The organism is Vibrio sp. V09_P4A23P171, assembly GCF_963875615.1.
Classification (GTDB): domain Bacteria; phylum Pseudomonadota; class Gammaproteobacteria; order Enterobacterales; family Vibrionaceae; genus Vibrio; species Vibrio anguillarum.
On record NZ_CAWNMR010000070.1, the window covers coordinates 1 to 26,888 of the forward strand.

At 43.8% G+C, this 26,888-nt stretch carries 21 protein-coding genes and 1 other annotated feature; of the genes, 12 read left to right on the plus strand and 9 right to left on the minus strand.

The genetic code is table 11. The features are described 5' to 3' along the window. Positions 1-452: 452 nt before the first annotated feature. The 3 genes from clpB to rluD form a co-directional block, all read right to left on the minus strand. Positions 453-3,029 (minus strand): ATP-dependent chaperone ClpB, encoded by a 2,577-nt coding sequence (gene clpB, locus AACT23_RS16015; RefSeq protein ID WP_026027339.1) that lies wholly within the window; start codon positions 3,027-3,029, stop codon positions 453-455. A gap of 107 nt (positions 3,030-3,136) precedes the next feature. Further along, entirely contained in the window at positions 3,137-3,862 is a 726-nt protein-coding gene (gene pgeF / locus AACT23_RS16020) for a peptidoglycan editing factor PgeF (protein ID WP_094128672.1), read from the minus strand. Beyond that, positions 3,862-4,836: a 23S rRNA pseudouridine(1911/1915/1917) synthase RluD gene (rluD, locus tag AACT23_RS16025; protein ID WP_013857530.1), complete on the minus strand. Its 975-nt coding sequence runs from the start codon at positions 4,834-4,836 to the stop codon at positions 3,862-3,864. The genes pgeF and rluD overlap by 1 nt, the downstream gene beginning before the upstream one ends. 155 nt (positions 4,837-4,991) lie before the next feature. Here rluD and bamD point away from each other — a divergent pair, with 155 nt between their 5' ends. The 6 genes from bamD (at position 4,992) to yjjX (ending at position 12,007) form a co-directional block, all read left to right on the plus strand. Continuing rightward, positions 4,992-5,717, plus strand: coding sequence for an outer membrane protein assembly factor BamD (gene bamD / locus AACT23_RS16030; protein WP_013857531.1), 726 nt, complete (start codon positions 4,992-4,994; stop codon positions 5,715-5,717). Between the two features lie 448 nt (positions 5,718-6,165). Then, complete coding sequence (gene hpf, locus AACT23_RS16035) at positions 6,166-6,492, plus strand: ribosome hibernation-promoting factor, HPF/YfiA family (protein WP_026027341.1); 327 nt, start codon at positions 6,166-6,168, stop codon at positions 6,490-6,492. Positions 6,493-6,601: 109 nt separating this feature from the next. Continuing rightward, positions 6,602-6,720: a sequence feature (Phe leader region), on the plus strand. 12 nt (positions 6,721-6,732) lie between these two features. Beyond that, positions 6,733-7,911 (plus strand): prephenate dehydratase, encoded by a 1,179-nt coding sequence (gene pheA, locus AACT23_RS16040; RefSeq protein ID WP_026028348.1) that lies wholly within the window; start codon positions 6,733-6,735, stop codon positions 7,909-7,911. A 215-nt stretch (positions 7,912-8,126) separates the two neighbouring features. After that, positions 8,127-9,173: a polyamine ABC transporter substrate-binding protein gene (locus AACT23_RS16045; protein ID WP_094128675.1), complete on the plus strand. Its 1,047-nt coding sequence runs from the start codon at positions 8,127-8,129 to the stop codon at positions 9,171-9,173. Beyond that, positions 9,157-11,508, plus strand: coding sequence for a putative bifunctional diguanylate cyclase/phosphodiesterase (locus AACT23_RS16050; RefSeq protein ID WP_094128678.1), 2,352 nt, complete (start codon positions 9,157-9,159; stop codon positions 11,506-11,508). Before AACT23_RS16045 ends, AACT23_RS16050 begins: the two co-directional genes overlap by 17 nt. Beyond that, entirely contained in the window at positions 11,480-12,007 is a 528-nt protein-coding gene (yjjX, locus tag AACT23_RS16055) for an inosine/xanthosine triphosphatase (protein WP_094128681.1), read from the plus strand. The genes AACT23_RS16050 and yjjX overlap by 29 nt, the downstream gene beginning before the upstream one ends. A gap of 24 nt (positions 12,008-12,031) precedes the next feature. Here the strand turns inward: yjjX and trpR are convergent, their stop codons facing one another. Together trpR and AACT23_RS16065 are read right to left on the minus strand one after the other, a co-directional pair. Continuing rightward, positions 12,032-12,331 carry a trp operon repressor gene (gene trpR, locus AACT23_RS16060; protein WP_013857539.1) on the minus strand — a complete coding sequence of 100 codons (300 nt, stop codon included), beginning with the start codon at positions 12,329-12,331 and terminating at the stop codon, positions 12,032-12,034. 58 nt (positions 12,332-12,389) lie between these two features. Further along, a complete protein-coding gene (locus AACT23_RS16065) occupies positions 12,390-14,339 on the minus strand; it encodes a transglycosylase SLT domain-containing protein (RefSeq protein WP_141195554.1) in 1,950 nt (649 codons plus the stop codon). A 259-nt stretch (positions 14,340-14,598) separates the two neighbouring features. Here AACT23_RS16065 and ettA point away from each other — a divergent pair, with 259 nt between their 5' ends. Beyond that, on the plus strand, positions 14,599-16,266 hold the full coding sequence (ettA, locus tag AACT23_RS16070) for an energy-dependent translational throttle protein EttA (RefSeq protein WP_010319161.1): 1,668 nt from the start codon (positions 14,599-14,601) through the stop codon (positions 16,264-16,266). A 190-nt stretch (positions 16,267-16,456) separates the two neighbouring features. Next, the gene (locus AACT23_RS16075) at positions 16,457-16,834 is read left to right on the plus strand and encodes a PilZ domain-containing protein (protein ID WP_013857542.1); all 378 of its coding nucleotides are present in this window, start codon (positions 16,457-16,459) and stop codon (positions 16,832-16,834) included. Between the two features lie 45 nt (positions 16,835-16,879). On the opposite strand, the gene tyrA is transcribed toward AACT23_RS16075, so the two are convergent. Then, on the minus strand, positions 16,880-18,007 hold the full coding sequence (gene tyrA / locus AACT23_RS16080) for a bifunctional chorismate mutase/prephenate dehydrogenase (protein ID WP_017043283.1): 1,128 nt from the start codon (positions 18,005-18,007) through the stop codon (positions 16,880-16,882). An 11-nt stretch (positions 18,008-18,018) separates the two neighbouring features. After that, a complete protein-coding gene (locus tag AACT23_RS16085; protein WP_010319158.1) occupies positions 18,019-19,098 on the minus strand; it encodes a 3-deoxy-7-phosphoheptulonate synthase in 1,080 nt (359 codons plus the stop codon). Between the two features lie 375 nt (positions 19,099-19,473). Here AACT23_RS16085 and AACT23_RS16090 point away from each other — a divergent pair, with 375 nt between their 5' ends. Both AACT23_RS16090 and btsR read left to right on the plus strand, forming a co-directional pair. Continuing rightward, positions 19,474-21,153 carry a sensor histidine kinase gene (locus AACT23_RS16090; RefSeq protein WP_088720932.1) on the plus strand — a complete coding sequence of 560 codons (1,680 nt, stop codon included), beginning with the start codon at positions 19,474-19,476 and terminating at the stop codon, positions 21,151-21,153. A gap of 9 nt (positions 21,154-21,162) precedes the next feature. After that, entirely contained in the window at positions 21,163-21,879 is a 717-nt protein-coding gene (btsR, locus tag AACT23_RS16095; RefSeq protein ID WP_017046291.1) for a two-component system response regulator BtsR, read from the plus strand. Positions 21,880-21,933: 54 nt separating this feature from the next. Here btsR and nagZ read toward each other — a convergent pair whose 3' ends face one another. Beyond that, positions 21,934-22,920 (minus strand): beta-N-acetylhexosaminidase, encoded by a 987-nt coding sequence (gene nagZ, locus AACT23_RS16100; RefSeq protein ID WP_094128687.1) that lies wholly within the window; start codon positions 22,918-22,920, stop codon positions 21,934-21,936. Between the two features lie 98 nt (positions 22,921-23,018). Between nagZ and AACT23_RS16105 the strand changes: the two genes are divergently transcribed. Together AACT23_RS16105 and murQ are read left to right on the plus strand one after the other, a co-directional pair. After that, a complete protein-coding gene (locus tag AACT23_RS16105; RefSeq protein WP_176428665.1) occupies positions 23,019-24,131 on the plus strand; it encodes an anhydro-N-acetylmuramic acid kinase in 1,113 nt (370 codons plus the stop codon). 15 nt (positions 24,132-24,146) lie between these two features. Beyond that, positions 24,147-25,076 carry an N-acetylmuramic acid 6-phosphate etherase gene (murQ, locus tag AACT23_RS16110; RefSeq protein WP_017048824.1) on the plus strand — a complete coding sequence of 310 codons (930 nt, stop codon included), beginning with the start codon at positions 24,147-24,149 and terminating at the stop codon, positions 25,074-25,076. Here the strand turns inward: murQ and AACT23_RS16115 are convergent. Beyond that, the gene (locus tag AACT23_RS16115; protein WP_013857550.1) at positions 25,073-26,869 is read right to left on the minus strand and encodes a cation:proton antiporter; all 1,797 of its coding nucleotides are present in this window, start codon (positions 26,867-26,869) and stop codon (positions 25,073-25,075) included. The genes murQ and AACT23_RS16115 overlap by 4 nt on opposite strands. Positions 26,870-26,888 lie beyond the last annotated feature (19 nt).

Consider the following 26,888-nt stretch of genomic DNA (forward strand, 5'->3'; position numbering starts at 1 on the left):
GTAATTTTAAAGCTATTGTTGTTCCAACAGAACAACAATGAATTGACTGTGCCAAAATCAAGTAAACTTGATTCTGATTGGTCACTCAGTTCATTGATAAATCTTTTTTGATTATCATCAACGAGTGCCCACACAGATTGATAGGTTTATATTGTTAAAGAGCTTGCTTGGATGCTTATCTAAAAGCATTCAAAGCGGACGAACATTCTAGCGATATAACCTTAAGTGTCAAACACTTTATCGATTATTTCTTTTAAACAAGTGTCCATCTGTTATCAGCAGAAGTAACTAGCACTGCCCTGACAACGAGGCGCATTATAGGTAGTTTAGAGAAGGACACAAGTCTTAAAATGAAACTTTCTCATAAAAACGAACTGACAGCTCATAAAAGAACCAATGAGAGTGATTTTCAAACAAAAAGGGCCATTTCTGGCCCTTTTGAATGTAAATGTTTAGTCTTGATGAGCAATAATTTGGTCATTGCTAACAACTAGCTTAACTTTTTTATCCGGTAGGATTCTTCCTGCCAAGATTTCTTTCGCTAATGGATTTTCAACGCTTTGTTGAATAGCGCGTTTCAATGGTCTTGCTCCGTAAACAGGATCAAACCCAACTTGAGAAATCAGCTCTAACGCTTTTTCAGATACCTCAAGCTGATAACCTTTCTCTTCCATTCGTTTACCAAGACGGGCTAATTGAATAGAAGCGATCGATTTAATTTGTTCTTGCGCCAACGGATGGAATACTACACTTTCATCCACTCGGTTTAAGAACTCTGGTCTAAAATGTTTACCTACAATCTCCATTACCTCTTTTTTAATGCCTTCATAATCCAAGCTTGCGAATTTTTCTTGAATTTGCGAAGACCCTAAGTTTGAGGTCATAATTACCACTGTATTACGAAAATCAACTGTGCGTCCTTGTCCATCAGTTAAGCGCCCATCATCTAATACCTGTAGTAGGATATTAAAGACATCAGGGTGTGCTTTCTCAACTTCATCCAACAAGATAACCGAGTACGGTTTACGACGAATAGCCTCGGTCAAGTAGCCACCCTCTTCGTAGCCCACATAACCTGGAGGCGCGCCGACTAATCGCGCTACTGAGTGTTTTTCCATAAACTCAGACATGTCGATTCGCACCATGGCATCTTCACTATCAAACATAAAGTTTGCGAGTGTTTTACACAATTCAGTTTTACCCACACCAGTTGGCCCTAAGAATAAGAAGGAACCAATCGGTCTATTTGGATCAGATAACCCAGCTCGGCTACGGCGAATCGCATTTGATACCACTTCGACGGCTTCAACTTGTCCGATAACTCGTTGATGCAGCGCATCCTCCATTTGCAGCAGTTTTTCTTTCTCAGCTTCCAGCATTTTAGAAACTGGAATACCAGTTTGCTTTGAAAGCACTTCCGCTATTTCTACATCAGTTACTTTGTTGCGCAGTAAAGTCATCTCTTGCATTTCAGCTTGAGTTGCAAGGTCGAGCTGCTTTTCAAGTTCAGGAATTCGGCCATATTGAAGTTCTGACATACGGTTCAAGTCACCCGCTCTACGTGCGAAATCCATATCCATACGCGCTTGCTCTAATTCGGACTTAATATGCTGTGTACCCGAAAGAGCTGCTTTTTCCGCATTCCAAACTTCTTCCAGCTCGGCAAACTCGCGCTCTTTCACTTTTAACTCTTCGTTTAACACCTGTAAGCGTTTTTCACTCGCTTCATCGTGTTCATTCGTTAGCGCTTGTTGCTCAATTTTCAGCTGAATAATTTTGCGCTCAAGCTTATCTAAAGATTCTGGCTTTGAATCTATTTGCATTCGAATACTTGAAGCGGCTTCATCGATCAAGTCAATCGCTTTATCGGGCAACTGGCGATCAGAAATATAACGGTGCGATAAGCTCGCAGCAGCAACAATAGCGGGATCGGTGATCTCCACATGGTGATGGAGCTCATAACGCTCTTTCAAACCACGCAAAATAGCTACTGTGTCTTCTACGCTAGGCTCATCAACCAGTACCTTTTGGAAACGTCGCTCAAGTGCCGGATCTTTCTCTATATATTGACGATATTCGTCCAAAGTCGTCGCACCGACGCAGTGTAGATCTCCTCGAGCCAGAGCGGGCTTAAGCATATTCCCCGCATCCATTGCGCCTTCGCCTCGACCTGCACCGACCATAGTGTGCAACTCATCAATAAAGAGGATGACATTACCCTCTTCTTTCGCTAGCTCGTTAAGCACCGATTTTAAGCGTTCTTCAAATTCACCACGATACTTAGCCCCTGCGACCAAAGACCCCATGTCTAATGACAATACTCGACGACCACGTAGACCTTCTGGCACTTCATTATTAATAATGCGCTGCGCTAACCCTTCCACAATCGCCGTTTTACCTACACCGGGCTCACCAATAATCACGGGGTTGTTTTTGGTCCGGCGTTGCAATACTTGAATGGTGCGACGAATTTCATCATCACGCCCGATGACAGGATCAAGTTTGCCTTGTTCCGCTCGTTCAGTTAGATCTATTGTGAATTTCTCAAGCGCTTGTCTTAGCTCTTCTGCATTTGGATCATTCACTTTCTGACCTCCACGCACTTTTTCTATTGCTTCAGAAACTTTTTTCTCGGTAAGCCCTATTTCTTTGAGTAATTGACCAAGCGCGCCCTTATCTTCTAGTGCGGCTAGCAAAAACACTTCCGAAGAAATGTAGGAATCTTGCCGTTTTTGCGCGAGTTTATCGCACAAATTGAACATAGTACCCATTGCGCTAGAAAGCTGAACATCACCACCGATACCGCTAACTTTTGGCAAACGGTCTAATATCTCACTGAGCTTCGAGCGCAACTGCATAACGTCCACACTTAACATAGTAAGAAGTGGACGAATTGGACTGCCATTTTGATCGAGCAATGCCACCATCAAATGAACAGGCTCGATATATTGATGATCACGGCCTAATGCCAATGATTGAGCATCAGAAATGGCAATTTGAAATTTGCTTGTAAATCGATCAAGACGCATACCAACTTTCCTCACCTTAATTGAGAAACTAATCTTACGTAGCTAAAGATGGCTACGCACTAGTGCTTTTTCAAGGGGCAAGTTAGGGAAGATTGATCTTGCGTAAGTTACTCTTCGATCCAAATAAATGAAGCTTGGCGACCTGTGATTCCGTCGCGTCGATAGGAATAAAACTGATGAGGATTATGGAAGGTACAAAGGCCGCTATCTGATATTTCTGAAACACCGCATTGATGCAACCTTAACGTGGCTAACTGTGCAATATTTGCTAGCCATTTTCCATTCTCTTGAAGAGAAAATGCGGCCTTTGCTTTGGTATTTTGATCAACAAAGGCATGGTATACATCATCACCGACTTCAAATGCCGTAGGACCGATAGCAGGACCGAGCCAAGCAAGGATATCACTAGAAAATTTGGCGAGCGTATTTTCGAGTATCCCATTAGCTAAACCGCGCCAACCAGCATGAACTGCAGCCACTTCGCTGCCTTGGTGATTAGTGAGTAGAACAGGTAAGCAATCAGCGGTCATTACAGAACAAACCACATTATGCTGATGGGTAAAAACACCATCGGCACTCAGAATCTGCTGAGTAGGTTGAGTAACCTCTAGCACTTGTGTTGAATGCGTTTGTTCAAGCCAAATAGGTTCAGAGGGCATCGCCGCTTGCTGCGTTAGCCATTGGCGATTTTTTTCAACGGATAAAGGATCATCCCCAACATGCATGCCTAAATTCAGCCCTTGATAAGGAGCTAACGAAAAGCCACCGACTCTAGTCGAGGAGAAAGCTTTTACATGTTTAGGTGCATTCCAGTTAGGGATGATCTTCTGCATTAGAACTCGTCTTTTTTATTCAACTTAGTATCTACGCGTAAAGCTTCCGCCATAATGATCATATCGTCAGGTACTGGCGCATGAAATTCTAGCATTTCACCAGTCACAGGATGCTCAAGTCGAAGCATAACGGCATGCAAAGCCTGACGATCAAAACCACGGATCATATCGGTCAGCTCTTGCGTTGCCCCTTTCGGAATCCTAGCGCGGCCACCATAGGCGGTATCCCCAAGCAAAGGATGCTGTAAATATGACATATGCACACGAATTTGGTGAGTACGGCCCGTTTCTAAACGCAACCGAAGGCGAGTATGTTCACGAAAATGCTCGGCCACACGATAGTGAGTTACCGCTGGTTTACCCATCGGGCTTACCGCCATCAATGTACGTTTTGTTGAGTGGCGGCCAATCGGCTTATCGATCATCCCACCAGCAGTCATAGTACCGATCACAATCGCTTCATATTCACGCGTAATCTTACGCTTTTGCAACGCTCGAACTAAGTGTGTTTGTGCAGGAACCGTTTTAGCGACCACCATTAAACCAGTCGTATCTTTATCCAAACGATGCACAATCCCCGCACGAGGTACTTCTGCAATAGCTGGATAGTGGAACAATAGTGCATTTAACACTGTGCCATCTGGAGTACCCGCGCCTGGATGAACGACAAAATCTCGTGGTTTGTTGATGACCATAATATCGTCATCTTCATACACGATATTTAAAGGTATATCTTGCGCTTCCCAACGCTCTTCATCTTCAAGCTCGGCTTGGACCGTAATGATTTCTCCCCCCATGACTTTCGTTCTTGGTTTAGTGATCACCTCACCATTGACCTGAACTTTGCCTTCTAAAAGCCACTCTTTTAGACGTGAACGAGAGAAATCTGCGAATAATTCAGCGACAGCTTGGTCTAAACGTTGACCTAACTGGCTATCTTTTACTGTATTTGTTAATTCAATCTGCTGAGCCATATCGAACTTTTTTAAAAACCGTGAGACTAATAGCGTCTAGTATGGATAAAATATGGCGTCATTGTATCTGTTACTGCTAAGAAAGTAACGAAACGATTTGTAAAGCGATTACGCACTCAATTAAGAAGCATTAATTCAAGGAAACGACTCCTGTCATGAAACACCACACTTTATCAGGCTTACTCGCATTATCACTGTTATTTGGCTGTTCAAGCAGCGAAGAGATTGTCCCTGATGTGCCGCCTTCTGAATTATACTCAGAAGCACAAACCTCACTGCAAAGTGGTAACTGGCTAACAGCCATTCAAAAACTTGAGGCGTTAGATTCACGTTATCCCTTCGGCGCGTATTCAGAACAAGTTCAACTTGACCTTATTTACGCTTACTACAAAAACGATGATCTTGCGTTAGGTTTAGCGACCATTGAACGCTTTACCCGTTTGAATCCAACCCATGAAAAAATGGATTGGGTACTCTACATGCGTGGTTTGACGCATATGGCGCAAGATCGCAACTTCATGCATGACCTATTTAATGTCGATCGCGCGGATCGTGATCCAGAACCGGTAAAAGCTGCGTTTGCTGATTTTAAGAAACTGCTGCAACGCTACCCAACAAGCCCTTATGCAGAAGATGCTCATAAACGCTTATTCGCGTTAAAAAATAGGCTGGCTGAATATGACCTTGCCACAGCTGATTTTTACTTACGCCGTGAATCTTGGATTGCGGCCATCAACCGTGCTCAGGAGCTACAAAAAACGTATCCAGACACTGAAGCGGCTCGCAAATCATTACACATTCAGTTGGAAGCGTATAAACAGCTCAAACTGAACGATGCCATTGCCAGAACTCAAAAGTTAATTGCACTCAATCCACAATAGTTTGCAATAAGCTTAGGTACGCCATGAAAACCACTCACGCTTTGAGTGGTTTTTTTATTTGGAGTCGATGGGAATAATAACACGCCAGCAAAAGACGGCTGGAAAATGAGTGGTGCAGGGAAAACTGAAATAAAAAGGGAGGTGTTCAAAACATCGTTAGAATAAAGATCACAAAAAACACTTGAATAAGAAATGAGCAGCGCTCTTTTTAGGCCGCAAAAACACCCTAAAAATGGGAAATTCTTAGCTTGATCTTTTAACCAATCTATCCAGATTGATAGGAATCACAAGCTTTTTCTTTACTCTTTGTCAGCACTCTTTGCGTGAGATCACGTTTAAACTCGCCCTTTGAAATCACATTCAATAAAGTGATATATATCACATTACTTTAGTATTAAATCAGTAATCTGAAGTTAACCCATGAGGGATGCAACAGAGGAAAACATCTATGAAAGTAACTATCACTGGTAAAAATATCGACATCACCTCTGCAATCCGCACTCACATTGAGAGCAAATTTAAAAAACTAGAAAAATGGCAAGTGGATATCATAGGATGCCAAGCTAGCTTTAGTGAAGAGCCCAATAAACAAAAAAGATTCGAAGCTATTATCACGGTACCCAAAGGACAATTAGTCGCTTCTGCAACCCACGAAGATCTTTACGCAGCTATCAATGAGGTAGAACAAAAATTAGAACGCCAACTCAACAAACTGCGCCATAAACCGGAAGCTCGTCGTACCGACAAACCGGAAGTAGAAGAAGAAGTTGAATAAAGTTTAATATGATGAAAAATAGCGCTTTCAAGCGCTATTTTTTTGCTTGACGCTCTACGGTTGCTTGCTTATTGTGTCTTTACATTCAAAGAGGAATCACCTTCTTATGCACTTAACCTCACTGTTCTTTTTTGACTTCTTTTTTCTCCAATAACCTTGGAGGCATGGTCGTTGACAGAAGATAAGTCAAAAACGAACAGGAAGCCTCCCACTGGGAGGCTTTTTTACAAGGACATTTTTATGACTGAAAAGCACTATTCACTTGAAGAGATCCGCTTGCGACTGAACGAGCTTGATGATCAACTGCTAAACCTACTGGCAGAACGTCGAAAGTTCAGCATTGAAGTCGCTAAAAGCAAAGTGGAAACCGCAAAACCTGTGAGAGATGCAATACGTGAACAGCAACTTTTAGTCAAATTGATTAACACTGGTAAAGAAAAATACAATTTAGATGCTCAGTATATTACTAAACTATTTCATACCATCATTGAAGACTCCGTCTTGCTACAGCAAGCATACTTGCAGAATCTAGCCAATCCGCAACTGAGCCGTAAACCGCTGGCAAGGGTTGCTTTTTTAGGTGCTAAAGGTTCTTACTCCCATCTTGCAACCCGTGAGTACTTCAGTCGTAAAAATACAGAGTTGATCGAACTCAATTGCGATCAGTTTAAAGAAGTCACTAAAACAGTTGAATCAGGTCATGCTGACTATGGGGTATTGCCGATTGAAAATACCAGTTCAGGTTCAATTAACGAAGTGTATGATTTGCTGCAACATACTACCTTGTACATTGTCGGTGAGCTCACTTTACCGATTGAGCACTGCTTGGTCGCCACCTCTGAATTACGTTTGGAAGAGCTTAAAATCCTTTATTCACACCCACAGCCCCACCAGCAGTGCAGCGAATTTTTAAGCCGCCTAAAAGGCGTTACACTTGAAACCTGTGCGAGCACCGCTGATGCGATGCAAAAAGTACAGCAGCTTAATCGCAACGATGTTGCCGCAATTGGCAATGCCTCCAGCGGTAAACTGTACGGCTTACAATCGATCAAATCTAATATCGCCAATCAAACAGAAAACCAGACTCGCTTTATTGTTGTTGCGCGAAAACCCGTGGAAGTCTCTACTCAAATTCCAGCGAAGACGACATTAATCATGTCGACATCACAACAAGCTGGTTCACTTGTTGAAAGCTTGTTAGTGCTGCAACGCTACGGCATCAATATGACCAAATTGGAATCGAGACCTATTATGGGTAATCCTTGGGAAGAAATGTTCTATGTTGATCTTGAATCTCATCTTGATTCCATTGAAATGCAGCAAGCATTGAATGAGCTAACAAAAATCACTAAGCATTTAAAAGTATTAGGTTGCTACCCAAGCGAAAATGTTAAACCGACCCAAGTAAAACTTCAATAATCACATTTAAGTCAAATATTTGACAGAAGTCAGCTGACAGCCATCAACATAGTTCATATAATGCCCAATCATTTCACACATAATTAATCACTATGTTTTGGGCTGTCAGCCTACTTTGAATTCACGGAATATATTCCGCACGTCATAAGATATCTGTGACACTTTCATTGTGAACGATGCCCTTTTCCAATAAATAAGGTTCATCTACTTATATCATGATGAAAATCCATCCTTTGGCTTTAATGCTATTTCTGCTAGGCATTTCAGCGCACATTCGAAGCTCAGAGCTCAATATTTATTTGTGGGAAGACACTATGTCACCGCAAATCGTTGATCAATGGCGGCAAAGCAGCGGCATCGATATTAATCTATATCATTTTGATAATGACGATGAACGCAGTCTATTGATGGTCAAAAGTGTCCAGCTGCCTTTTGATATTGTAGTGTTAGATAACGTATCAGCTCTTATCTACTCTCGGCTCAACACCTTTGAAGATCTTCGTGCTCTACCGAATAGAAAGCATAATGATACGAAATGGAATCAAGCGTGCGGTAGCCACGCCGTTCCCTACTTTTGGGGAACCGTAGGCATCGTCTACAAAAAAAGTAAATTTCCAGCCAAACCCAAAAACTGGGCTGATCTCATCGATATGCCACCAGCACTCCAAGGCCATGTGGGGATGCTTCACGATACAGTTGAAACCCTGCTGCCAGCATTGTATGCCCAACAACAATCGCCAATTACAAATAACGATAATGCACTGAAACAGGCTTATCAAAAGATGCTATCCGTGAATCACAACATCTTAACCTATGAATATATATTGAGTTACGTCCGAAGCCATCCTGACAGTGATGGCTTAGATATGGCACTCGCATACAGCGGTGACCAATTTTCATTGAATAAGTATTTTGGCAGCAATGATTGGGATTTTGTCACCCCGCAAGGCCGACCCTATATTTGGGTGGATTGTTTAGCCATCAACAGCAATTCAAAAAATAAAGAGCATGCAAAAGAGTTTATAAACCACTTATTGAGCCCAGAAGTTGCCGCAATAAATGCAAAAGATATTAAAGCTGCGACACCAAACTTAAGTGCCCTAAATTTAATGCCAGATAGTTACCGAAATGATGCATCATTATTTCCAAACCCAGCTTTGTTAGAGCAAGGCATTATTGATAGCGAATTGCTCCCTGCCGATATTAGTTTGAGAGCAAAAATCATTAACAGTATTTTGGAACAACATGAAGCTCAACAATAGAATTCTGTTGCTGATAACACCGGTTATTCTTCTCAGTGCAGTGGCATCTAGTTACATTATCTACTCCAATCAGAAAGATGCTTTGCTGAAAAGAGAAGAAAGCTATCTTCAACTGAGTATGGAAAAACTCGCGGGTCACTTTCGTCAAACCCAATACCTGGTGAATAGCTACGCTTACACCCTCACGAAAAGCGATATCATTCGTCACTACGTTGCACATGAGCGCAACCCTTATCGAGAGTTAGAACTGGTTGATAACTTTCAGCAAACATTGGACATTCTCCAATCACAAGAGAATAATTTCATTGCGTTATCGATTTTGGATGGCAGCAAAAATGTTCTTTATTATGCCGAAAATAGTGGTGACCCCTTCGCTAAAATCGATACAAAAATTCTCAACCACATACAAGACACTTTCGATAGCACTCAGAAAACCTCTTATGTTGACTATACGACAAATTCCAGCGGTGAAGGTATTCTAGTTCGGTATGATGTTTTAGATACTCAAACACTTACGACACCGCTTAGCTATAACCGCGATAAAATTTTCTTTGTTGTTGTTTTCGTCGTACTAGAACCCTTTAATCGACTGATGAAGAAAATAGAATTTGATAACCGAAGTACCATTTTCTTCACTGACGTAGCGGATATTAAAAAGGTAGGATTAACGCAAACTGTTGAATTAAAATCAGATCTTTATGCCACGCTCGATCCTGCACAGTATCTAATTAACGACAAACTTTATGCCATTAAAAAACGGTTAGCGTTGTCGTTTGGAATATCGACTCTAGTGACTGTGTTGCTGCTTTTGTATTTATTATACCGGCATGTAATCAAGCCCATATCCCAATTAGATCAACAATTGAAAGAAGTAGAGAATAAGCAGCGTGACAATATCGAAACTCTCAAGAGTAACGATGAAATTGGCCGGCTATCCTCTCGTTTTTACGATATGTATCAGGAGCTTGATACCACATATAAGAAAACAAAAGCACTTGCCGAGTACGACCACTTAACAAAACTTGCCAATCGCCACCACTTTCAACAATCGGTAGAAAGAGTGCTAGCAAAAGCAAGACACACAGATAACATCTGGGTTTTGTATATTGATTTAGATAATTTCAAATACGTCAATGATAAATATGGACATCAGATTGGTGATGTATTGTTAGTCAATTTTGCACAACATATCGGCTCATTGCGCAACTTTTCCTTTGAAAAGTATCAAGTTAAAAGTTTAGCTGCTCGACTCTCTGGGGATGAGTTCTCAATTTTTATCTCTGCCCCTAGTACTTTTAAACAAGCCGCAAGCGAATTTGCAAGCCAGTTACTGGCTCCACTACAAAATCAGCACAATTCACCACTCGGGAACTTCCCAATCACAGCAAGTATCGGCATAGCCACCTACCCAACCGATGGCTATACCTTAGAAAAATTATTATCTAATGCTGATACGGCCATGTATCAAGCAAAAAATGCTGGGAAGAACCAAATAGCTTACTACTCGCCAGAGCTCAATAAGGGTGTTCAGCGCAGAGCCAATATTGAGCAAGCATTACGCCGAGGTGATTTTGATCAGGAATTTAGCTTGGTCTATCAACCTTATTTAAATCGTGCTGGCAATACAGTCTCAGGATTTGAAGTTTTACTTCGTTGGGAATCCAACCTGCTCGGTACGATTTCACCAAAAGAATTTATTCCGATAGCCGAACAAACCGGGTTATTTGGCAACATTGATCGCTGGGTCGTCCGTTCAGCTTTCGAGGAGTTCCATGCACTGCAAGCGATGTTTGAACACCCTGTTCAGTTATCGATTAACCTTTCATCAGCAGAATTAAACTCTTTACAGTTAGCTCATTACATTCATAAACATGCGCAGGAGAATGCAGTTCCTCCCCATTTGATTGATTTTGAAATTACAGAAACTTTTTCTGCCAATTCAAAAGGTTTTCCACTGCTTCACGAACTATCGCATTTAGGCTACGGATTGGCGATTGATGATTTCGGTTCTGGTTACACCTCCATTACTCAATTGGTGCAATATCCAGTACAAAAAATTAAGTTCGATCGGCTTTTTTTAGATACACTCATCACCACTGACAATCACAAGATCATTAAGCCTTTGATCGAACTTTGCCACTCTCAATCAATGCAAGTCACAGCTGAAGGGATTGAAAGTAAAGAGATGCATAATTGGCTTGCTGATTACCAATGTGATTTCATGCAAGGCTATTATTTTGCCAAACCAATGCCATTAAATGCGTTGGTTTCATGGTATCAACAACAAAAAGAGTTAAACGCTGTTTATGAAAAATGTGATCATTGCCTCTCTTAACCCGGCCAAAATCAATGCAGTCAAAAGTGCATTTGAAAGTACCTTTCCGCTGGATACTTTCTCATTTAAAGGGGTGAGTGTGCCCAGTGGTGTCGCGGATCAACCGATGACAGATGAAGAAACCCATCAAGGCGCACTTAACCGAGTACGAAATGCGAAAGAGCAAGATCCCACGGCAGATTATTACGTCGGGTTAGAAGCGGGCATTGAGAATACAGTGACTTTTGCATGGATGGTGATTGAATCCGCCACTCATCGAGGAGAATCGCGTTCAGCCAGCTTAATGCTACCACCTCAAGTATTGAAGCTGTTAAGCCATGAAAATGAGCTAGGCGATGTGATGGATAAACTGTTTGACTGCCAAAATATCAAACAGAAAGGTGGGGCGATCAGCCTGCTCACTCATAACCAACTCACTCGCAGCTCGGTCTACCATCAAGCATTGATCCTCGCGTTAATCCCTTTTATCAACCCAGAGCATTTCCCTGCTAATTTATAAAAGGTTGGCAAACTCAAGGAACCCCTAAGACACCTTGAGTAGCAGAGCGGCTAATTGCGACTTTTCTTGTTCTGATTTACTTTTGAGCTCATTTGAGCCACGCGTAATGGTCGCAATTCCTACTCCGAGCAATTGGCTAATCTGCCGCTGTGATAACTCCCCTTTAAGTAGCTCACATAAGATGTTCGCACGCGCCACGAGCGCATCTCGCTCATCTGGGGTCATCATCATGGTGAGTAGCATGGCGTGCTGCTCTTGCTCTGTGGCTGATTTAACCAATTCCATTAGCTGCTGCCAATCAGTGTACTCAGGTTGGTGTGGCATGAATGTACTCGCAAAGTGATACGTTCCGCTATTGTAGAACTTTCACTTCGTATTGGAATTAATATTTTGTATTGAGCTCATCTTGGTTGAGAAATTCACCTTCAATCCCCATCAAATCTCGATAGTAAGTCTCAAACATCAAAATATTTTGCACATACCCGCGGGTTTCCCGAAAAGGGATCGCTTCAATAAAAGCGTAAGCATCTAACTTGCCTTGTGTTTTCTCTCGCCATTGATTGACGCGATTTGGCCCAGCGTTATAGGCAGCAAATGCAAAAATTCGATTGTCGCTGTATTGCTCTAATAATCCATTTAAGTAATGGCTGCCTATTTCGATATTTTTGCCCACCTCATATAACTCTTGCTCATCGTTATAGGTCAGCTGATATTTTTTAGCCGTATACTTAGCCGTGCTCGGCATAATCTGCATGATACCGCGAGCGCCAACGGGCGATTGAGCCTCAACATCCATTCCACTTTCTTGACGAGCAAGTGACATCAGCATAATTGGGTCAATGTCGTGTTTTTGGCCATAGAAGTTAAACCACCATTGATGGGCTAATGGAAAACGCAATTGCATGTTGTCCCACATCCGCGCCGAAATAGAGGCTGTCACAGTTAAACTATACCAACGTTGGGAGTCGGCGTAGGCCGCTAGCATCTCTTTTTCTTTTGTATCTGCACGATCGAGTAACCATTTCCATTCACTTTTTGCAGCCGCGATTTTATCTCGTTCAATCAGCTCTTGGATCCGTACTAAGGCTTTTTTATACGGCGTCAATAAATTGGGATTAAGCTTAATCGATGTACTGGGATAATTTACTGACTGTTTCACCATATTAGCGGCCGCGACACTGTAGAAATTACGTTGCCCAATCATCGCATTTAAACGTTGTAATCCTTTGGCTTCATCACCCAACGCAATATCAGCGCGCCCAAGCCAATATTGCCAACGTAAGCTGGCTTTTTCATCAGCAGGGAGCTGCTCTGTCCAGAATTTCACTTCATCCCAACGACCAACGGTCAGTGCCTTGCGGATCCTCTGCTCGAGCAAAAGACTGTTTGAGCTTTGCGCTATCACACTATCTCGCCAGATTGCGAGTGCTTGCTCCTCGGTATCAAGCAATATTCTGGCTATATATTCTGCAATAGGACGCTGATAAGCATCCGCCAGTATTTTCTGATCGAGAAGAGTTTGGTACACACTTTGCGCAAGCTTTGCATCTTGGCGTGCTAGCTTTTCTAACGCAAATTGAATCGACTGCTGATTAAACGTGCCATCGGTGTATTGTTTAGCAAAAGTCAGCACATTTTCTGGCGAGCGGTAGAGATCCATCATCGCTTGCGCTGTCGCCTGTGATTTTGGCTTAACTAATTTTTTCTGTAAGTATTTCATTAGCGTTAAATTACGCCCATCAAACGCCAATAACATTCGTTTAAGCAACCAGTCATCGGTTAACCCGCCTTGCTCACTCCATGCGGTGAAGAGTGGATCACAGGCGTCAGAAATGCTACTGCCACTGAGCCATAATTTTTGTGCGCCTTTGAACGCAATATCTCGCTGGCCTGTTTGGTAATGCGCATTGTAGTAATGACAGCGATAAGGCTCATCATTCGGCTCCGCTTTTTGAAAATCAAGCAAGGTGGCCCATTTTCCTTTCGCCGCCAACGCATCTAAATACGGTGCTCGAATGCGGTTTGAAAACGGGAAATCTTGATGTGTATCGATAAAAACCTGAACCGCTAATGGCGGTTTATTACCAATATCGACCAGCAGAGATCGATAATCCAGATAAGGCGTCAATGGATAGTTTTTGATCTTATTTCTAATTTTTTTAGCTTCATCAACTTTATCTTCATCAAGCCACCTCTGAGCTTGATCATACAGCTCTCGTTGACTATCCAAGTCCTCTATTGCGCCTGAAAACGCGGTGCCGCACACCAAGGAGCTCAACGCTAATATTGATGATAACAATCGCTGCGGTCTTATAAAATGCATGAGCGCCATGTGCTCTCGTCCTATCCAAAGCAAGGGAATTTCCGTTTCATTACGCTGATTCTAGATAAAAAAGTAAAGGCCATAGATGTAAATAATATTAAATTCATAAAAGTGCGACATATGAACTTAGTAACTTAATGTTTCGTTACTTTTTTATCGATGAAAAACACCATCTAAGCTCTAAAAATTAGGTACCTAGTAACAAATGCGATCGCTTTGGTATAAAATGACCACTTTCTTCTGTTACTAAGATTAGGAACAATCGGCAATGGCTGAATACGTATATACCATGTCGCGGGTGAGTAAAATTGTCCCGCCTAAGCGTCAAATTCTCAAAGACATCTCTCTGAGCTTTTTCCCTGGAGCTAAAATCGGTGTTTTAGGTCTCAATGGTTCAGGTAAATCCACCCTGTTACGTATCATGGCTGGCATCGATACTGATATTGATGGGGAAGCACGCCCGCAAGCAGGATTGAAAGTCGGCTACTTGCCTCAAGAACCAGTACTGGATGAATCAAAAACCGTGCGTGAAGTGGTGGAAGAGGCCGTTTCTGATGTTGCTGGCGCACTAACTCGCCTCGATGCTGTTTATGCGGCATATGCAGAACCCGACGCCGATTTTGATGCGTTAGCCAAAGAGCAAGGTGAGCTCGAGGCTCTGATTCAAGCCAAAGATGGCCATAATTTAGAGAACGCTTTAGAACGTGCGGCCAATGCACTTCGTCTACCAGAATGGGATGCTAAAATCGCCGTTTTGTCTGGTGGTGAGCGCCGCCGTGTGGCGATCTGCCGTTTGCTACTTGAAAAGCCAGATATGCTGCTGCTTGACGAACCAACCAACCACTTAGACGCGGAATCTGTTGCTTGGCTAGAGCACTTCCTTGTCGACTATTCAGGCACAGTCGTCGCCATCACCCACGACCGTTACTTCCTTGATAATGCTGCTGGTTGGATTTTAGAACTTGACCGCGGTGAAGGCATTCCTTGGCAAGGTAACTACACCTCGTGGCTCGAACAGAAAGATGAACGCTTAAAGCAAGAATCATCTCAAGAGAGTGCTCGTCAAAAAACGATTGAAAAAGAGCTGGAATGGGTTCGTAAAAACCCGAAAGGCCGCCAAGCAAAATCCAAAGCACGTATGGCACGCTTTGAAGAACTTAATAATACTGAACATCAAAAACGTAATGAAACCAACGAACTCTTCATCCCGCCGGGCGAACGTTTAGGTGACAAAGTATTGGAAGTTCGTAACTTAACCAAATCGTTTGGTGATCGTGTACTGATTGATAATTTGTCATTTAGCATGCCGAAAGGAGCGATTGTCGGCATCATCGGTGCTAACGGTGCGGGTAAATCAACGCTGTTTAAAATGCTAAGTGGCGTAGAGCAACCAGATTCTGGTGAAATTGAATTGGGCGCAACCGTGAAATTAGCCTCGGTTGATCAGTTCCGTGACAGCATGAACGACAAAAATACCGTCTTCCAAGAGATCTCTGAAGGGGCGGATATTATCAAGATCAACAATTTTGAAATTCCTGCGCGTGCTTACTGCTCTCGCTTTAACTTCAAAGGTGTCGATCAACAAAAAGTGCTCGGTCAGCTATCGGGTGGTGAGCGCAACCGTGTTCACTTAGCCAAATTGCTTAAAGCTGGCGGTAACGTCCTATTACTCGACGAACCAACCAACGATCTGGATGTTGAAACGCTACGCGCATTGGAAGAAGCGCTGCTGGAATTCCCTGGTTGCGCCATGGTTATCTCGCACGACCGTTGGTTCCTAGACCGTATTGCGACCCACATTCTGGACTACCGTGATGAAGGTGAAGTGAAATTCTATGAAGGCAACTACAGCGAATACACTGAGTGGTTAAAACAGACATTGGGCGCTCAAGCGGCTGAACCACACCGCATTAAATACAAGCGTATGACCAAATAACTCTGTATTTGAAGTCTCTGGCCGCAATCTATTGCGGCCTTTTTATTACTTGTACATCACGCATCACACAACAAGATGCAGGATTCGCGACACTGCCTTCAATTAGGTCTAAACTTAATGGGTATAATTTTTCAATGATCGATACAGAGCCGAAGCTGGCACAGGTCAACGCTCAACAAGAGAGAGTACCATGATTGAAAGACGTCGCTTTTCACGCATCATCTATCAGATGCCTGCCACCTTATTGCAAGGTAAACATACCGTCACCACAACGATTCAGGATTTGTCGCTGCATGGGTTATTGCTCTCATGCCCTGACGCGGACAAATTAGTGCTCAATGAAATGGCACAAGTCCATTTCACACTACCAGACAGCGATGTCACTATTAATCTAGTCGCCAAGTTGATCCACATTCAAAACAACATTATTCGTGTCAGCATCAATCACATTGATATTGAAAGTATTGGCCATTTGAAACGTTTAGTTGAATTGAACATGGGTGATGAAAGTTTGCTCCATCGCGAACTGGAATACTTGTCTGATTTAGGGGATGAACCGGAAGAATGAGCGGCGGCCGTATTCACAACAACCGCACTCGCCGTTCAGACAGCCTTAAACACGATGAATGGCATCGTTCGCTTGTTTTAACAGGTTTTGACTTTCAAGCATAAATTGTTGTGAATAACTGCCAAACCAATCACTCACTTTGCTAAAGTTTTCCACAAAAGCTTGCTTCTCACGCCCGTCAAGTAAGGTTAACGCCTCACCAAAACAAGCATGAAAACGTTTTATCATCTCAACGTTCTCTTCCGATGAGAAAATGATATCGCCATACAAGTGAGGGTCTTGACCAAAAAGCCGTCCAACCATCGCCAGTTCTAAACGATAAATCGGTGAACTCAGCTGCAGTAATTTTTGGATATTCGGATTTTCTTTAGAAAGATGTAAACCGTATACAAACGAAGTGAAGTGACGCAGTGCTTGGATCAAGGTCATGCCGTGATCGTGTTCTGCGGCATCAATCTGGCACAAACTCGCTCCCCATATCGAAAACTGTTTTAGCAACCACTGATAACTCTCTTCTCCTCGCCCATCGCAATAGACGATCACTTGCTTGGCCATACTAGGGACATCTGGACCAAACATTGGGTGTAATCCAACCACTGGGCCAGAGTGTGTTTTAAGCATCGCCTGTAGCGGCTTAGACTTAATCGATGTGAGGTCGCACAAAATACAATCGGCAGGCAAATGAGCAAGTTTTTCAATCACACCGACGGTTAAGTGAATAGGAACCGTCACCACAACCAAACCGGCATCATGCAGTATCTCATCGGCTTGATGCCAATCTTTACTGCCTAATACTTTCACCTGATAGCCCGACAGTTTGAACATACGGCCAAATAAGCCACCAAGTTGACCATGACCGCCAATAATCACCACAGAGCGCAGCTCTGGGTTTAAGCACTTAAAGCCAGAATCCTTTTCACTGGCATAAGATTCACGCATAGTACGGCGCAAAATATCTTCAATCAGTTGCGGCGGGACGCCTTTTCTTTCCGCTTCAGCGCGGCGAGAAGCCAGCATCGCCGCTTCTCGATCAGGAGCATAAATCGGTAGACCATGTCGGCTCTTGACCTCCCCCACCTTTTCAACCAAAGCTAATCGGCGTGCAAGCAGCTCGACCATTTGTTTATCGACAGCATCAATTTGATCACGTAATTCGTTAAGTTCAACAGCCATGGCACTTCCCTTTATTCACCTTTTTTTAGGCGATTTTCTAAGAACGGAACGAGCTCTTGATGAGCATGTCGTAATAGTGCCTCAGTTGATGACCAATTAATACAGGCATCCGTAATCGATACACCGTATTCCATTTCGTTGCGAGGAAGGTCAGAAGATTGATTACCTTCATTGAGGTGACTTTCAATCATCAAACCAATAATAGACTGATTTCCTTCACGAATTTGATGAATCACATCTTCAGCGACTAACGGCTGACGACGGTAATCTTTACGTGAATTAGCATGGCTGCAGTCCACCATTAACGAGGCATCCAATTTATGTTTTGCCATCTCTTGCTCACACTCGGTGACCGACACTGAATCGTAGTTGGTTTGCTTACCGCCACGTAAAATGACATGTCCATTTGGGTTGCCTTGAGTGGTAAGTAAGGCCACTTGCCCTTCACTATTAATGCCCATAAAGCGGTGGCTGGATGATGCCGCCTGCATCGCATTGATTGCCGTTGCTAAATTGCCATCGGTGCCGTTTTTAAACCCAATCGGCATCGACAAACCACTGGCCATTTCCCGGTGTGTTTGGGATTCCGTAGTGCGTGCACCAATCGCCGCCCAACTGAATGTATCAGCTAAATATTGAGGGCTGATCGGATCAAGCGCTTCGGTCGCCAGAGGGATCTCCATCTCCGCTAGCTCAACTAACAATTGACGACCAACGTGTAAACCATGTTCGATATCAAAACTGCCATCAAGATGAGGATCGTTAATCAGCCCTTTCCAGCCAACCGTTGTACGCGGCTTTTCAAAGTAAACACGCATGACAATGTACAGTTGATCACTCAACTGCTCTGAGAGTGATTTCAAGCGCTTTGCGTACTCTTTTGCCGCATCAATATCATGAATAGAGCAAGGACCGCACACCACCAGTAAACGGTGATCTTTTTTATGGATAATATTGGCAATTGTCTGACGAGAGTGTTGAATGAACTGGCGAGCTTGATGACTGAGCGGCAGCTTAGCTTTTAATTGTTCCGGAGTGATCAGCACTTGCTCATCACTGATATTAATATTACTTAGTTCACTTTTTTGCATCTCATCACCTGTAATTATTTGTTTACAACAAATCTTATTGCATACCTAAACACCAATAAAAGACAAATTAACAGGCTTTAAAAACATTTCAAGTGTAAATTTAAAAAAACATTATGTGTAAAAATAAAATTACACTCGTATTTATCTTCTATTAAAGCAAAAAATATAAGCTGACGCGTATTTTATTCTCTCTATCTCACCTAAAATAGTGAGGATGAATCGTAAATCATACCCAAAGAGATTGGTGTTACAGTCTGGCCATCCGTACATAAATCCTAATGTATATAGAAAACTCTACGCTTAGGAAAATGAACAAAGCCAATACTACTGTAGCTTCAAGTGAAAAGGGGATCACCAAACCAACGGGTTTTTGACATGGATTTAATTCTTTCCTTACTGCAACAGATGTGTGTTTACCTCGTTCTCGCTTATATGTTGAGTAAAACACCCATTTTCTTGCCGCTGCTTAACATTTCCAGTCGAATTAGCCACAAAATCAGTACCTATGTTTTGTTTTCCCTCTTTTGCATCATGGGCACCTATTTTGGTTTGCAGATCAACGATGCGATTGCCAATACGCGGGCGATAGGTGCCGTCATGGGCGGGTTATTTGGTGGCCCCATTGTGGGCTTTGCGGTTGGATTTACTGGCGGTATGCATCGCTACACTTTAGGCGGTTTTACCGATGTGGCATGCGCCATTTCAACTACTGCAGAAGGTTTGATTGGTGGATTGCTGCACACCTATTTACTGAGAAAGGGCAAAGGGCGACTCCTGTTTAGCCCCAGCATTGTTTTTGCCGTAACACTGTTTGCTGAGATAGTGCAAATGTTGGTAATTTTGTTAGTCGCTAAACCGTTTGTTGATGCATACGCCTTAGTCTCGACCATCGCCGCGCCCATGATCATCGCTAACTCAGTCGGCGCGGCGCTATTCATGAGCATTTTACAAGACAGAAAAACCATTTTTGAAGAGTATTCCGCCACCTTTTCTCGTCGCGCACTGAATATTGCTGAGCGTTCAGTTGGCATTTTGGCCAACGGTTTTAATCCACACAATGCAGGTAAAGTCGCTCGAATTGTTTACGAAATGACCAATGTTGGCGCGGTATCGATCACCGATAGAGAAAAAATACTCGCGTTTATCGGTATTGGTGACGATCACCACAAACCCAATACACCGATCTCATCACAAAGTACACTCGATGCGATCACCAAAAACCGCATTATTTACCTCGACGGAAAAGATTCCCCTTATCAATGCTCACTCTCTAAAAACTGCAAACTCGGTTCAGCGCTAATCATTCCACTTAGAGCAGGTGATCGCGTAATTGGAACCATAAAGCTGTACGAGCCGAAGCGTAAACTTTTTTCAACCATTAACATGTCAATGGCGGAAGGGATTGCACAATTACTGTCGAGCCAAATTCTGTACGGCGAATACCAACAAAAACAGATGCTGCTTTCTCGCGCCGAGATCAAACTGCTGCATGCTCAAGTCAACCCCCACTTTCTGTTTAATGCGCTCAATACCATTAGTGCCATCACCCGCCGTGATCCCGACAAAGCGCGAGAACTTATCCAGCATCTTTCGCACTTCTTTCGTAGTAACCTCAAACAAAATATTGAGACAGTGACTCTTAAAGAAGAATTAGCACATGTCAAAGCCTACTTAACCATAGAACAAGCGCGTTTTGCCGATCGCCTTGAAGTGGATATCGCCATCGATGATGCATTACTACTTGAGCGCAATGTACCCAGTTTTACTCTACAGCCACTGGTAGAAAATGCGATAAAGCACGGCACCTCTAACTTGTTAGAAGGCGGGCGGGTACGAATCTACAGCCAAGTGCAAACGGAAGGATACAAAATTGTAGTGGAAGATAATGCGGGCAGTTACCAAGCTCCGAATGAAGATTACGATGGTTTAGGCATGCAAATTGTCAATAAACGCTTAACTAATAAATTTGGCGAACAAGCCGCACTAAAAACGGAAGTATTGGCTAATCAATACACACGAATGAGCTTTCTCATTCCTCATCAAGGATTTAACTAAGGGAATAACATGCTATCGGCACTCGTTATTGATGACGAACTGCTCGCTCGGGAAGAACTGACTGAGCTACTAGAAGAGACGGGCGATGTTGATGTGATTGGTCACGCCAGTAATGCGATCGAAGGGTTAAAAAAAATCAATCAGCTAAAGCCAGACGTGGTGTTTCTCGACATCCAAATGCCACAAGTTACTGGCATTGAGCTGCTAGGGATGCTTGACCCAGATACGATGCCCAATGTGGTGTTTGTCACCGCTTATGATCAGTATGCACTGCAAGCGTTTGAGGAAAATGCGTTTGATTATCTACTCAAGCCAGTTGACCCTGAGCGCTTAAAGAAAACGCTGCAACGTTTAGTTCGCCAAGGGCACAAAAAGCAGGATTTTTCGATTTTATCACCAGCAGGGTTAGATCAAGTTCCCTGCATTGGATTAAATCGAATTGTGATCATTGCCACCAAAGATGTCGAGTTTGCTTTGAGCGACATCAGTGGTGTTCATGTGCAAACCCATTTACAACGAGCCACCAGCCAATTAACGCTCAAAATTTTGGAAGAAAGAACGCCACTGGTTCGTTGTCACCGCCAGTATTTAATCAATACTAGGGCGATTAAAGAGATCAAATTATTGGACAATGGGCTGGCGGAAATCATCACCCTGAGTGATCACAAAGTGCCCGTCAGTCGACGTTATCTAAAAAATTTAAAAGAAGTTCTGGGTTTTCACTAACCGCAACGAATAGAAAATAACGGCGCTGAAGCTTTCACGCACAGCGCCATTTTTTTACTCACCAAGCAGTCGTTTCATCGCTTCTGAAGCTTGCTTCCACTGTTCAGTACTTTGCAGTTGAGGAAGATTAAAAGCACGACGTTTGAGTAGAGACTCAGCCGCTGGCACATCCAAAATCGGCAAATTATCCAACACTTCAATTTGAGCTGCGCGTTGATTACACACTAAAATCATGTCACATCCAGCGGCTAGCGATTGATGCGCGCGCTCGGCAGGACCGCCCATGACAGATGCCCCTTCCATTGTTAAATCATCAGAAAAGACTAGCCCTTTGAACCCTAACTGCTGGCGAAGTACTTGCTTCAACCAAAACGCAGAACCGCTGGCAGGTTGATCATCATAGTGAGGATAAATCACATGCGCAGGCATCATGGCATCGAGCCCTCCGGCTTCAATCTGCGCTTTGAATATCGCCATGTCCTCTTCCATCACCGTGCTGCGCTCATCATAGGGCGTCTCAAGATGCGAGTCAGCGATTACCCCGCCGTGACCGGGAAAGTGTTTACCTGTTGTTGCCATGCCAGCCTCTTTCATACCTTGCATATAGGCTGAACTGTGGCGAATGATGCTCTGTACATCATCGCCAAAAGCACGATTACCAATCGCTTTACACGCATGACCTTTATCCAATACAGGAGCAAAGCTGAGATCAATATCATGAGCAATCAACTCCGCCGCCATCAGCCAGCCACCTTGGTGAGCTAATGCTTCACCATTATTCTGCTTGGCATACTGCTGCGCGGCAGGGATCAGCGAAAACCCATCACGAAAACGTTGTACTCGCCCACCTTCTTGATCGACACCAATTAAAATCGGACGTTTTGCTGCGTGGCGAATCGCTTTATTAAGCGCAAGCAACTGCGCGTTATCGTGATAATTACGCGCAAAAAGAATGACCCCGCCGACAGTGGGATGCTCAAGAATCTCTTTGTCTTCAGCGCTCAATTCACAGCCTGCCACATCTAGCCACAACGGTCCCATGCTCACTCCAAAAATTTACTTAAACAGTTAATTTAACGAGGTTATTCGCTTTGAATTTCTATTACAATGATTTTGTTTTCGAGTTGAAGGAGAAGCGAATGAAGAGCATTGAACGCTACATTGGTGTGATGTCTGGCACCAGCATGGATGGTGTCGATACAGCGCTGATCGAAATGGATGGCAACCAAATTCGTTTATTGGCTCACGCTGATTTCCCAATGCCAGAAGATCTCAAACAGCGTTTGCTGAATGTCTGTATTGGGCAATCAACCAATGTGCAAGAGATTGGCGAGTTAGACCACTTGCTCGGCCATCTGTTTGCTGATGCAGTCATCGCTTTACTGGCTCAATCAGGCTATCAAGCGTGCGATATTCGCGCGATTGGCTGCCATGGCCAAACGGTTTTTCATCAACCCAACGGTAATACGCCTTTTACGATGCAACTCGGTGATGCCAATATCATCAGCAGCAAAACTGGCATCGACACAGTGGCTGATTTTCGTCGCAAAGATATGGCGCTCGGCGGCCAAGGAGCGCCATTAGTCCCTGCATTTCACGACACCATTTTCAAATCAACCGATTCGAGCGTTGTAGTACTCAATATTGGCGGCATCGCTAATATTTCGGTACTGCGGCCGCAGCAAAAAGTATTAGGCTACGATACGGGCCCGGGCAATATGTTGATGGATGCGTGGTGCTTTGAACAGACAGGCCATAAGTTTGATGATAATGGCATGTGGGCGAGATCGGGAAAGGTACACCAACCACTACTCGAACGTCTCAATCAAGAGCCGTACCTTGCGTTGAATGCACCGAAAAGTACAGGTCGCGAGCTGTTTAATCTCCCTTGGCTTCAGCAGATATTGGCTGAGTTTTCGTTAGCAGCAGAAGATGTGCAACGTACACTCTGTGAATACACAGCACTCACCATCGCCACGCAAGTCGCACACTACCAATGTGGGCCAGCGCCGGAATTGCTGCTGTGTGGGGGCGGTGCCCGTAACCCGCTATTGGTTGAACGTTTGCAGGCCCATTTAGCACACTGGCGCATCATGCCCACCAGCGATAAAGGGGTGGATAGTGACTACATGGAAGCAATGGCTTTTGCTTGGCTTGCTCAACGTCGTCTGCATAATTTACCCAGCAATCTACCAGAAGTAACCGGAGCAAGCGCTCTCGCTTCGTTGGGTGTGGTCTATTTTACTCATTAATAAGTAAGGAATGGTATGACTAATGACGCGCTGCTCTCTGCGCTTTCTCACCTTATTTCCGAAGGTCGCAACCCTGACACAATGGATATTGACCTACTATCAGCACAAGAAATTGTAGAACGGCTCAATCAACAAGATAAGCACGTTCCGCTAGCCGTCGAAAAAGTCCTTCCGGAGATCGCCTTAGCCGTGGATCGAATTACCTATGCATTCAAACATGGTGGTCGATTAATCTACATTGGCGCAGGAACCAGTGGCCGATTAGGCGTTCTTGATGCGTCAGAGTGCCCTCCAACATTTGGAGTTAGCGATCAGATGGTGATTGGTTTGATTGCCGGTGGGAAAGAGGCCATGTTCAGTGCTAAAGAAGGGGCGGAAGATTGCGCAGAACTCGGCATTCAAGATCTCAAAAGTATTCATTTTACGGATCAAGATGTGGTTGTTGGCATTGCTGCTAGTGGGCGAACACCTTATGTCATCGGTGCCTTGGAGTATGCTAATGATTTGGGCGCGACAACCATTGCCCTATCATGTAACCCGGATTCCCCGATTGCAGAATTGGCGCAAATAGCCATTAGCCCTGTCGTTGGGCCAGAAGCTCTGACCGGTTCAACGCGCTTAAAATCCGGTACAGCGCAGAAGCTGGTACTCAACATGCTCACCACCGCTAGCATGATCCGTCTTGGTAAGAGTTACCAAAATTTAATGGTCGATGTTAAGGCCACTAACCGAAAACTCATCGCCAGAGCGGTGCGAATTGTGATGCAAGCAACCGACTGTGAACGCGCTGAGGCTGAATACTTATTAGCCCAAAGCAACAACAATGTAAAAGTAGCGATATTGATGCACTTGACGGGGTTAAGTTATGCAGAAGCTATGGATAAATTGACCGAGTCTGATGGTTTTCTTCGCCGGGCAATGGAAAGTGAACACGAGAGCCACTAGTGGCTCTGGCTCTGTTTGATCAACGAGACGACTATTTCACCTTCCGTAGGTAAAAACTCCTGAATAGAATGGTGCATCTGGATACGGCCTTTGACGTTCACCATAAACAGTGGCAAAACAAAATGTTCTTTGTTCTGCTGGAGATAATCTTGGTAGGTGAAACTTTCGCTCAGTTTTGTGTGCTTAATTTCTGCACCTTGGTTGATCAAACTGGCTAATTTTTTATAACTCACTTCACCATTAAAAAGTGATAAACCGTGATATTCCTGAGCCACTTTGTGTTTATCGCTACTATTGTCATTGGCATGATCGTTCAAACAAAATACGCGTTTTTCACCGAAATCACTGAGAAAATGCATGCAAGCCATAATATTGAAATGCTTATCAGGGCTAAGTGCAACCACATGACCAATACCAATCAAATCTAAATATTCATCGGCGTGGCTTGATATCGGATTACCATAATAATTGGCTAGCCCCGCCATTCGCGCCTGACTAATGTAGTCCCAGTTAGAATCGGTGAGCACAACGCGACAATCATATTTCGCAAACGCCTTTCCAAGCGCTCGAGCGACGTCATTCGCACCAATAATCAAAAAACCACGCGGAGCAGGTTCTGCCACCTTCAATGCCATTGCAATAGGACGCGCCGTCGCACTTTGTAAAATCACCGTTCCAATAATGACCATAAACGTTAAAGGCACTAATAGTGTCGCTCCCTCTACACCTGCCGCTGTCAGTTTGATAGCAAATAGAGAAGAAATAGAAGCAGCCACAATACCGCGAGGCGCCACCCAAGCCAAAAAAGCTTTCTCTTTGAAAGATAATGAGCTGCGCACGGTTGCAATAAAAATGGACATCGGACGGGAAACTAACTGCATTACCACCAACAACAGCAATGCACTCCACCCTAATGCTTGGAAATCAGCCAGCTCGATGCGTGCAGCCAAAAGGATAAAGAGGCCAGTGATTAGCAAAATAGTCAGGTTTTCTTTGAAATGAAGAATATGCTGAATATTGACGTTTTTAGCATTTGCCAGCCACATCCCCATCACCGTCACCGTCAGTAAGCCAGACTCTGACTCGATGGCGTTAGAAGCGGAAAAGACGCCAAGTACCACAGCCAATACAGCAAAAGGCTGTAAATATTCAGGCAACATGCCTCGCTTCAATATGACAGCGACGGCTTGGCCAGCAGCCGCTCCTATACTTAAACCAACACCAATAATTAAAGAGAAAACGTATAAGCTATGCGCTTCACTGCTAGAGATAATAAACTCATACACCATCACCACAAACAGTGCACCCAACGGGTCGATGAGTATTCCTTCCCAGCGCAATATATTGGAAAGTCGAGCATTTGGCCGCACGGTACGTAGCAGCGGTACTATGACGGTCGGCCCGGTAACTACGGTCAAACTGCCAAACAGCAGCGCAAGTGACCAATCAAAGTCCAATAAATAATACGACGCAACGCTGGTTATTCCCCATGAAACTAGGGCTCCAAGCGACACAATGCTCCACACAGTGTGGTTGACGCCGCGAATATCTTTGAAGTTGAGTGTGAGGCTACCCTCAAACAAAATCACCGCAACCGCAAGAGAAATCAAAGGGAATAATAATTCTCCCAATAACTGCTGAGGTTCTAACCACCCAGTCAACGGACCAACGACAATGCCCGCAATTAATAAAAATAAAATAGCAGGAAGACGCAACTTCCATGCTAACCACTGGCACGTCAAACCAAGAACGCCAATGGCTGCAATAGCTAAAGCAATAAACTCTTCATGCATATATTTTCTCTAATAGCGA